10 protein-coding genes are annotated in these 9,965 nt (G+C 50.3%); 3 read left to right on the top strand and 7 right to left on the bottom strand.

What is annotated here, in order from left to right; translation table 11 throughout:
- Positions 1-139: 139 nt before the first annotated feature.
- From B1728_RS35290 to B1728_RS35300, 3 genes are read right to left on the bottom strand one after another with little or no spacing between them, the layout of a single operon-like run.
- Positions 140-1,291, bottom strand: coding sequence for a Re/Si-specific NAD(P)(+) transhydrogenase subunit beta (locus B1728_RS35290; RefSeq protein WP_079915094.1), 1,152 nt, complete (start codon positions 1,289-1,291; stop codon positions 140-142).
- Complete coding sequence (locus B1728_RS35295) at positions 1,281-2,165, bottom strand: ABC transporter ATP-binding protein (RefSeq protein ID WP_079915095.1); 885 nt, start codon at positions 2,163-2,165, stop codon at positions 1,281-1,283. The genes B1728_RS35290 and B1728_RS35295 overlap by 11 nt, the downstream gene beginning before the upstream one ends.
- The gene (locus tag B1728_RS35300) at positions 2,140-2,553 is read right to left on the bottom strand and encodes a GntR family transcriptional regulator (RefSeq protein ID WP_079915096.1); all 414 of its coding nucleotides are present in this window, start codon (positions 2,551-2,553) and stop codon (positions 2,140-2,142) included. Before B1728_RS35300 ends, B1728_RS35295 begins: the two co-directional genes overlap by 26 nt.
- Before the next feature lie 588 nt (positions 2,554-3,141).
- On the opposite strand from B1728_RS35300, the gene B1728_RS35310 reads away from it, so the two are divergent.
- On the top strand, positions 3,142-4,089 hold the full coding sequence (locus B1728_RS35310; RefSeq protein WP_079915105.1) for an MsnO8 family LLM class oxidoreductase: 948 nt from the start codon (positions 3,142-3,144) through the stop codon (positions 4,087-4,089).
- A 332-nt stretch (positions 4,090-4,421) separates the two neighbouring features.
- Here B1728_RS35310 and B1728_RS35315 read toward each other — a convergent pair whose 3' ends face one another.
- Entirely contained in the window at positions 4,422-4,700 is a 279-nt protein-coding gene (locus tag B1728_RS35315) for a ChbG/HpnK family deacetylase (RefSeq protein ID WP_079915098.1), read from the bottom strand.
- Positions 4,701-5,046: 346 nt separating this feature from the next.
- Positions 5,047-5,349 (bottom strand): ArsR/SmtB family transcription factor, encoded by a 303-nt coding sequence (locus B1728_RS35325; RefSeq protein WP_079915100.1) that lies wholly within the window; start codon positions 5,347-5,349, stop codon positions 5,047-5,049.
- A gap of 134 nt (positions 5,350-5,483) precedes the next feature.
- Between B1728_RS35325 and B1728_RS35330 the strand changes: the two genes are divergently transcribed.
- Both B1728_RS35330 and B1728_RS35335 read left to right on the top strand, forming a co-directional pair.
- Complete coding sequence (locus B1728_RS35330; protein WP_079915101.1) at positions 5,484-6,890, top strand: MFS transporter; 1,407 nt, start codon at positions 5,484-5,486, stop codon at positions 6,888-6,890.
- A gap of 70 nt (positions 6,891-6,960) precedes the next feature.
- Positions 6,961-7,383, top strand: a complete 423-nt coding sequence (locus tag B1728_RS35335; RefSeq protein ID WP_079915102.1) for a GNAT family N-acetyltransferase — start codon at positions 6,961-6,963, stop codon at positions 7,381-7,383.
- Positions 7,384-7,423: 40 nt separating this feature from the next.
- Here B1728_RS35335 and B1728_RS35340 read toward each other — a convergent pair whose 3' ends face one another.
- Positions 7,424-8,815, bottom strand: coding sequence for an MATE family efflux transporter (locus B1728_RS35340; RefSeq protein ID WP_079915103.1), 1,392 nt, complete (start codon positions 8,813-8,815; stop codon positions 7,424-7,426).
- Between the two features lie 181 nt (positions 8,816-8,996).
- Complete coding sequence (locus B1728_RS35345) at positions 8,997-9,599, bottom strand: histidine phosphatase family protein (RefSeq protein WP_079915104.1); 603 nt, start codon at positions 9,597-9,599, stop codon at positions 8,997-8,999.
- Positions 9,600-9,965 lie beyond the last annotated feature (366 nt).

Here is a 9,965-nt window from a genome sequence, read left to right on the forward strand (position 1 = left end):
TTGGCTAATGGTAGGCGCTTGCCAGCCCCCATTCCGGACTTTCACCGTAGAGATGACGCCCATGCTGGGCGTACATAACCAATAAGGAACCTGCCGCAGCAGGTCCCTTATGCTCCCTTTTCATATCTCATTTATCTGTTTAACTTGCGCTGGTCCGTCTTCTGCCCGGCAGTCCTTTACCCCCGAGCCATTTGCGGATGATAAAGGCTGCCACGGCCGCCGAGACGGCGCCGGAAGTGTAGAAAATGATTAAATTTTGCACATACTTCTGTGCATGCTGGCCTTCCCTTCCATAATAGTGATTACCCAGCATTCCCTCCAGAAGCGTCCCTCCGAACAGGAAGACGCATACCATACCACCGGCTACCAAATAGGGACGCAAGCGTTCGTTTAACAGCAGCTTTCCGTTGTTTTCGTTTCTCGATGTCCTCGCCATCCGGTGCATTCCCCATACACTTCCCGCTGTAACCAGTACAGGGACGATAAAGGAATGGATTCCGAAGTACAGCTGGCGTACTTTCCACAAATAGGATTCATCGTTCCCGGCCGTAAAGTTTGCTAAGGCGAATAACGAATTCACATGCAGCAGCTTGATCGGAAAGGAAATATGCTCGAACAGAATGCTCATTTCCCGAAGGAACAGCCAGTCTTCCCTTGTATTCATAATGCCCATCGCAAAATAATGCATCGAAACGAGTCCCTTCATACAACCATATAAGTCGTATGGAACCAGCGGAAGGATGATGCAGAAAGCGATTTGAGAGATAACGTTCCCTCCAACAAATCCGATCCATAGGGACAGGCTGAACACCGCGCAAAGAGTGAAAAGCTGGTGCAAATAATAGATTTCCATCAAACGATCCGGCAAAAATGTGCTCAAAACGGTCGTATGGATTATGGCCAGTTGGATCAAGAATCCAGCCGTAGTCGCTCCGATGATGTGAACCACTCCAAGCAACCATTTGGTTAAGAATATATGCTCTCTTTTCACAGGCATCGCATAGGCGAGCTCCAGCGTCTGATTCGTTCGCCCGAGGCCGACCAAAACAGCCGCCAGCCCGATGCACAGCAGCAGCTGTATAGCGGAGATCATTTCCACGCTAGCATAGAAATTGTATTGGTACTCGTCCTGATAGTTCCTCCCAATCTCCATGTAAAATTGAAGGTGCGATGCCACATTACCGGCATGATTGTAAAATTGAACGCCGCTCAACACGGCTGTGAGCCAAATCACCCAAAGGATGTATTTGGATTGCTTGTAATTTTGAAACCATAATCCCTTATGAAGCATGCTGATCCCCTCCCAGCTTCGTAATGAATAAGTCTTCTATAGTTACCGGCAGCTCATCCAGCAGCAGCGGATCGCTGTTCTTCAATGCCTTCATTGTTCCTGCCGTATCGTTCTTCAGCAGCAGCGTAGCCACCCGCCCGACCTGTGACAATACTTCCACATCGGGTAATGATGAGAGAGGATTACGCATAGTGTCGGCAAAGGCGACCTGGACTTTTTTGTACGTCTCCTGCAGCTCTCCGATTCGGATGACGGATTCGATCTCCGTCTCCTTCATCATCATAATGACGTCGGCTACCTTCTCCAGCTCCTGCAAGTGATGGGAGGAGATGAATAAAGCCGTCTCCCGCTCGGATACTTCCTCTATGAGCAGCTGCATAATCTGCTTCTTCACGATAACATCCAGGCCGTTCGTCGGCTCGTCCAGCAAGATCAGCCTTGCGCGCGTAGATAAGGCTATGATCATGAACAGCAGAGCTTTCATCCCTTTGGAAAAGCTGCGTATCGACCGGTTCGCCGGCAGCTGAAACTGATCCATCCAACCGTACAACGCTTGCTCATCGAACGACTCATACATATGGCGGTGTAAGCGGACCAGCTCCTTGACATTGTAGCTGTTGTACATGCTCATGGAATCGGGCACATAGTACAGGGATTGCTTGACCTCCGGATGGGCCGTCAGGTTAACTCCCTCCAGCATTACTTCCCCTTCATCCGGGTCTAAAATACCGGCCAAAAGTCTTAGCAAAGTCGTCTTCCCTACGCCGTTACGGCCGATCAGCCCGGTAATCGTCCCTCGCTTGATTTCAAAATGAACCCCGCTAATAATGGGTTTGCCATCGATATGTTTACTTAGATTGCGGACGGTTAACATCGTCTTCGCCTCCCCATTCCTTCAAATAGCCGTCAATCCATTGAACCAGCGTGTCACGGCTGACGCCGATATAGGATGACTCCATGACAAGCAGCTTCAGAGACTCCCGGATTTCCTTGATCTTCTGCTCATTTCCTTGAGCTGAGGACAAAGCCTCCGTGACGAAAGTTCCTTTTCCCCTTCGGGTTTCAATAATGCTCTGCCGTTCCAGCTCCTGATACGCCTTGCTTACCGTATTCGGGTTAATCAGCAGAGCGGAAGCAAGCTCGCGAACAGACATCAGCTTGTCGTTCGGACGGAGCACCTTTTTCAATATAAGCTCCTTAACTTGCTGAACGATCTGTTCCCAAATGGGGGTCGTACTGCGCTCATCGATATGTATTGGCAAAGTTTCTCCCCCCCTTTTTCAAATCACCGAAGTTTACGTGTATTAATACGTGTAGTACACTTGATACAATAGAATACATTTTCCTGTTTGTCAACCCCTCTTCTCTCCAAGCGCATCTCTGATGAGTATGACGGATGGTTATGATACAATGGGATAACCCGATGCACAGGGGTGGTCTATTGAGAAACTTGAAAATCTGTAAGTTTGCCCCGGTACCCGGTGGGGGAGCCTTCCGGCCACTGCTATTATCGCCCCTATAAGGGATACCCTGTTTACGGCCTTTCGCTTTTTTTATGTCGAAAAAAAGCATCCCGGCTGCCGACGACTTCTGGAGTGCCTGCATCCTTCACGCTGGGGCAAGGTTTCGTTATACTCCTACCGGGGGTTTATTCTCCTTGATGGATACCCTGTTCGGTCCGCCTAAAGGGGTTGGGGGTGGGCAGCGTTCGAATTTACAAAGTTGGCTGATAAATTAATGAGAGCGAACCGATCAAAGTGGCTTAAATTGATTGAAGCAGGTATCAAGCTACGGTGAAGGATGAATATATTCGATTGAAAATGCAGGAAGGGATACGGAAAGGAGAAGGTATGAAGTCTTTGAAGCTCAGTGTATTGGATTTGGTTCCTGTTCTGGATGGAGCAGACGCTACCTATGCGTTATCCCAAGCTGTAGAGCTGGCTCAAACGGCCGAGCAGCTGGGCTATATCCGCTATTGGGTTGCGGAGCATCACGATATGCCGCATCTGGCCTGCACCTCGCCGGAGGTGTTGTTAGCCCACGTCGGGGCGCGGACGGAGCGCATCCGTATCGGTTCGGGCGCCCTGCTGCTGCCTCACTATAAGCCGCTCAAGGTAGCGGAGTCATTCCACCTGCTCGCAAGCCTCTACCCAGGGCGGGTGGATCTAGGCATCGGCCGCGCACCCGGCGGTTCGGCGCATGTCAGCATTGCGCTGAGCGGCAACTTCCTCGAGCATGTCCGGCAGCTGCCCGATACATTGCAGGAGCTCATCAGGCTGCTCGAAGGCAGCTTCGAGCTGGATGGGCAGAAGGTTACCGCACGTCCTGCTCCCCCAGTGCCGCCGGAGCTGTGGATGCTCGGTACGAACCGTAAGAGCGCCGCTTATGCGGCTGAGATAGGAGCCGGGTATGTATTCGGGCAGTTCATGAGCGATGTGAACGGCAAGGAGGTGCTCGACGCGTACCGCGAGGCTTTCGTTCCGTCGCGTCTTAGCCCGCTGCCTCGAGCGATCGCGGCCATCGGGGTCGTCTGCGCCGAAACCGAAGAAGAGGCCGAGCAACTAGCGGCTGCGGGTATGGCTCCCTTTGGGCAGCAAAGCACTGGAGAAGAAGACTCCTCGTCATCCTCGGTCCGAAAATGGCTGGTCGGTACTCCGCAGAAAGTCAAGATGCAGCTGGAGGAGCTGTCACACCTCTACGGCGTTGATGAATTTATCGTGGTCACTATGATCAAGGATTACAAGAAGCGGCTTCACTCCTACACCTTGCTTGCGAAAGCCTTATGGTCCGGCAGCTGATTCAGCTTAAAATATTGATTCCAAAGGTCCCCCTCTCCACAGACAAACTTCTCAAGCCGTGCATATGCTGTAACAGCAGAAGATGAACGGAGGGGGAGAACTTTGCGCATCATGGACCCATTGCTTAGTCTTACCCGCACAACATGTATATGTGTGTTGCTTACCGGCTTGGGATGGTTCATCGTCAATCCTGCAAGCGTTTTTATGTGCGTACATGAGGTTAGAACGATGCTCCGCTTTTTATAAAAATGGCCAAAGGTATTAGTGCATCAACAGGCAGCCGCTGCAGGCAAGCTGAAAGCGGACTGTCTTTTTTGTTTTCCACAGTTGCCTTACCATTCCCCGAATCGCTGCCCATCCCGAATGTCCCTCCACGAAATCAAACGTAAATGCTGCTGCTCGATGGTTTGTCTAATAATCCCGACCCGAACTGACGGATACCTTCTGCAAAATGCCGCCGCAGCCTGAGCCCTCTCTCCCGGCATCATGATCGATGCGGACGTAATGGCCCCTGCGTGAAACATCTCCATAATAGCCTGATTGACGCTATCGGATATTCCGAGATCATCCGCGTTAATAATGACATAACGATCTCTAGGATTAAACATCATAAGTATCGTCCCTTCTGGTTTAATTTGAACGGCAAAAAGGGACGCAAAAACCACCTAAGTGATTTTACGTCCCCTGCTCTCTTACGGGAAAATGTGTATGTTTCTAGTATTATACACCGGCTTTTCAAAAAGTAAAGCCCTTCACGCCTTTTGCCATTCCCTTTTTCCCAGGCGTTACAGAAACTGCGGAGCTGCAAAGCCGGACCTTGCTAGTTTTTCGCCCAAGACTGCTCCTATCAGGCCAAGCTGCAGAGCTGGCTGCAGTAGGGAAGGCCAGCCGAGCTCTAGCCGCGCCAAACAACCCTCCCCTTTATCAGGAGAGGGTTGTTCCTCTACGACGAATCTATTATTGTGACGCATTCAAGATCGCATCCAGCAGCCCGGGGAACCGCGCTTCCAAATCTTCCCTCCGAAGATCTACAATATGCTGGGTACCCTGAACCTGCACTCGAACTACCCCCGCTTCACGCAGAGTTCGAATATGATGGGAAGCCGTAGACTTGGCTACAGGAAGCTCGTATGAACTGCACGGCTGAGCGCCCTGCCGGGCGACCATGCTGACTAGGCTCAAACGGACCGGATCGCTTAATGCATATAAGACGGAGCTCAAATGAATATCGTCAACGGCGGGATGAAATAAAATCTTCAAAGACAATCCCCCTTATATTTTTCAAAAAATTTACACTGACCTTATTGAATTATAGCACATCTCATGATATATTTCTATTGTTCGATAACAATCGAAATATTGGACAAATATTCCGTTACCCTAAGGAGGGCTTTATGAATAGCCAATCTGCAACTCCCCATTCAAGCACCGATGCCGGGGTGGGAAACAGCTTCAAGGAAAGCTGGGTCATCCCTCTTCTCGGTTTTACCGTCATTCTCGTTGTCATGAACACGATGATGTTCAATCTGGCTCTGCCCAAGATCACCATCGATTTCAGCCTGTCTCCTGTTGCGGCTTCCTGGATTGTCACGGGCTACTCCATTGTGTTTGCCATTTCGTCCATCACTTATTCGCGGTTATCCGATTTCGTGCCCATCCGCAAGCTGTTCACGATAGGGCTGCTGTCTCTTGGAGGCGCTTCTGTGTTAGGCTTCTTTAGCCATCATTTTGTTCTGCTGCTTATGGCGCGCCTGATTCAAGCCTCCGGGGCTGCTTCTGTACCGGCGTTAGGAATTGTGCTGCTGACCCGCTATATTCCTCTATCGAGACGCGGCAAATCCATGTCAATTGTCATGTCGGCAAGCTCGCTCGGTCTGGGTCTCGGTCCTGTGATCGGCGGTTCCATTACCCAATACTTGGGATGGAACGATTTGTTTCTCGTTACAGCAGTCACCCTGCTGTTGACGCCTGTGTTTTACAAGCTGCTACCCAATGAGCAGCCGCAAAGAGGCTCCTTCGACATTGCGGGAGCCGTGCTGATCGCTATCGGCACCACAGGCTCTCTGCTGTTCTTAACCAACCGTTCCTGGTGGATGCTGGCTGCGGGAGTGCTCGCTCTGGTATTGTTCTGGATGCGGATTCGCCGCACGAATAATCCATTCGTTCAGCCCTCACTATTCGGCAACAAATCTTTTATGAATCTTAATGCCATCGGAATTATGGCCTATATGAGCAGCTTCGTCACTTTATTTTTAGTGCCGCAAATTCTAGCTCATCTGTATGCCTTGACGCCGGGGCAATCCGGTCTCGTATTATTTCCGGGAGCGGTGCTGTCGATGCTGGCCTCTACCTGGATTGGCAAAATGATCGACCGCTTCGGCAACTCCATGCTGTTCCGTTATGCTCCTTGGCTGCTCATCGCAGCGGCCGCATTGTTCGCCCTGCTGGCCGTGCATTCCGTCTATGCCATCGTTGTGACTTACATGCTGCTCAGTGTCAGCTTCTCGGCCCTGACCACCAGCGTATCCAATGAAATATCGCGTATCGTGCCCAAAGAGCATATCGGCGCGGGAATGGGACTGTTCCAGCTGCTGCAATTTTTTAGCGGAGCCTTCAGCGTTGCTGTCACAGGAACCTCGCTCACCATGCAAAAAAGCCTGCCTCTCCCCCTTGCTTACACCAATATTTTCTGGGGAATGACGGTTGTTGCGGCTATCGCCATCATTTGTTCCTTACTATATCGCGCCGAGAAGCAGGGAGCTTCACTGCAGACGAACGTAGCGAAGGGCGCCGAGGACTAATCCCATTCGCAAAAATCAAGCGGAGTATCGTATACTATATATCAAAGCCAAAGAAAGAGAGTGTGAGAGCTTGAATATTCGTACAGCGAATGAATCCGATTATCCTGAATTAAGAGCATTGTTTCTGGAAGCGCGGCGAAGCAGCTTTTGGTGGGACCATACCGAAGCTATGCGCTTGGAGGACTTCGATATAAGCACGCAGGATGAGCTCATCCTGGTAGCTGAAGGTTATGATCGAATCATGGGATTTATATCGTTGTACTTGCCGGATCATTTTATTCATAATCTCTTTGTGCATCCCGAGTGTTCCGGTAATGGCGCAGGAGGTCAATTGCTGAAGGCCGCTGCCGAGACCATGGGAAGGCCCATGAAGCTAAAATGCGTCTCCAAAAACGAGAGAGCATTGAAGTTCTACGAGCGCAACGGCTGGAAGAAGCTTGTGGAAGAAGGAGCTCCGGGAGAAGAGAAGTATTGGGTTATGGTTTATGAGTAAAAAGGAGCCTGAACGGCTCCTTTTTTCATGCAGCGGGTGGTTAGACACCGGCTGATTGCTCTTTATATTCATGCCGTACGAGCCCGTGCTTCTCCCAAGCGCGGCTCTTCCAGCGAAAATACATAATGATCGCGCGGGACCATTCGTCAGAGGCGATAGCCAGCCAAATACCCGCCAGGCCCATATTTAGCTTGAAGACGAACAGATAGCCTAGCGACAGGCTCATCCCCACCATTGTGAAGATCCCGACCCACAGAGGGTACTTGGCATCTCCCGCAGCGCGAAGCGAGTTGATCAGCACAATATTGATCGTACGCCCCGTTTCCAATACAATGCTCAGCAGCAGTACGTTCGCACCCAGTCGAATGATCTCCGGGTCTACCGTGAACAATCCCATCAGAGGTTTCCGGAACACCATCACTAATGCTACCATGAGCAGGGTGGCCGCACTTGCCCAACGCGCGCTGGACAGCACCCTCTTGTAGGCTTCATCCTGCCGGTTCGCCCCTACCAGTCTACCGACGATAATCGATGTACCCATGCCGATAGCTATGGCGAACAAGTAAATAAACATGGAGATATTGGAGGCGTATTGTCTTGCCGCTAACGCTTCGGCCCCCAGGAAGGTCGCATAAAACAAAAAGATCGTCTGGCAGCCGTGATACATTACTTGCTCCATCGCGGAGGGAATCCCGATTTGCAAAATATTCCGAATATATTGAAGCGATAGGGTAAAATAATATTTCAATTCTACCCGTACCTCCATCACCCGGTAGAGCAGCCACAGAAAGACGAGGACCGCCACCGCACGGCTTCCTATGGACGATATAGCCGCGCCTTGAACGCCCAGCTGCGGAAACCCGAAATGACCGAAAATCAGCGTGTAGTTTCCGGCTATATGCACCAGGTTCATACCGAGTGATACGAGCATCGCTTGCTTGGTAAATCCGTGAACCCGAATGATCGCGGCCAATGAATTAATGATAGCCTGCAGGAAAATGCCGCCGCCCACGATATGCAGATAGCTCTGCGCGTGAACCAGGATATCCCCGCTTAAATTCAAGGTCTTAAGCATGGCGCCGTTGAACAGAATAAACCCGAGGCTGATCACCAAGCCTACAAGCAGGTTGAGCGTTACGGCATGAGCCGATATTTTGGCGGCTTCGATCAGCTTGCGGGAGCCAATATATTGCGCCACTACAATGGAGGCGCCGTTCCCGATAACCTCCAGTATGAGGATGGCAATGCCCAAGTATTGATTCGCGGCCCCGACTCCCGAAACGGCATTATCCGAAATGGCGCTAAGCATAAACGTATCGGCGATCCCCATGAGCATAAACAGAAAAACTTCCAAAAATATCGGCCATGTAAGAAAAAATAAATTGAATTGCTCGGTACTTCCCCCGTGCTGTTTCCCTTGAATGGAATCCATGATGTCACCTTCTCTTTTTCGTTCCGTTCCATTAAACTCAAGGTATCGTAGCACAGTTCCGAGCCTATTGCACGCACAAAATAACCATTTTACAAAACTTTCATAATGGGTACGCTTACTTTTCAAGTCATAGGATACAAGCCCGCTTTAGCGGGCCCGACTCACCCTCCGTTGCCCGGGATCAACTGCTTTGCATCAGCCCATCAAGATGTGAAGTATCATTCAAGAAATGGACTTTTCTGCTGCCGGCAGTCATTTCTACAAGATGAATGGCCGTGTCTCCATTGCTGAATCCGAACTCTTTGGTAACCGGCATTTTTAAGAACGATCGCAGCAAATTATTGATAACCCCGCCATGGGCTACGATGGCGATTCTCTCGTACGGGGAGGAGTTCAAAATTTTTGAAAAAATGACCTCGATTCGCATTCGAAACTCGATATCCGATTCTCCGTTTTCAATCCGCTCATGTGCTGCCTTCGGCCGCGCATATTTTCTCCCTTCTTCATAGGACAGCCCTGCTAAAACGCCGTTATTATACTCCATGAGCTCATCCTCATATTGAACCGGACAGCCAACGGTGTTCGCTAACACCCCCGCCGTTTCGCTCGCTCTTCTTAACGTGCTCGCCCAGATGAAGTCGGGAGGATACTGCCGATTCACCTTCTCCGCCATCAGCTTAACCTGCTTACGCCCCAGCTCGGTTAGCGGGAAATCCGCCCGCCCTTCGTGTACCTTCAGTATATCCGCTTCCGATTCTCCATGACGTATCATCAAAATTTGCATACTACAACCCTCCTATAAGAATGTAATGTTGTTGCTGCCGTTCTATTTTTGGAAGCTGCCATCCTTCTACCTCTCACCATTTCATATTTGTGCCGGCCGGCTTATATAACAATAAAAGGTTTTAGAGGAAAAATATAGACTTATCTTTTCAAATCAGTTATACTATTATTATAAGAGCTTGAGATAGCACCCCTTACTTAAAATCTGTCAAAAACAGGCTTTTGTTCGCTTATATCCCATAAGATCAACCACCGCTGTCGGTGGTTTTTGTTGTTTTACGACTATCTTCGCAATCGAGTAGGAGGGGGTGATTAACCCCCGTCCTCTCACACCACCGTACATGCGGGTCCGCATACGGCGGTTCCA

This window comes from Paenibacillus sp. 32352, from assembly GCF_002042965.1.
Lineage (GTDB): Bacteria > Bacillota > Bacilli > Paenibacillales > NBRC-103111 > Paenibacillus_S > Paenibacillus_S vulneris.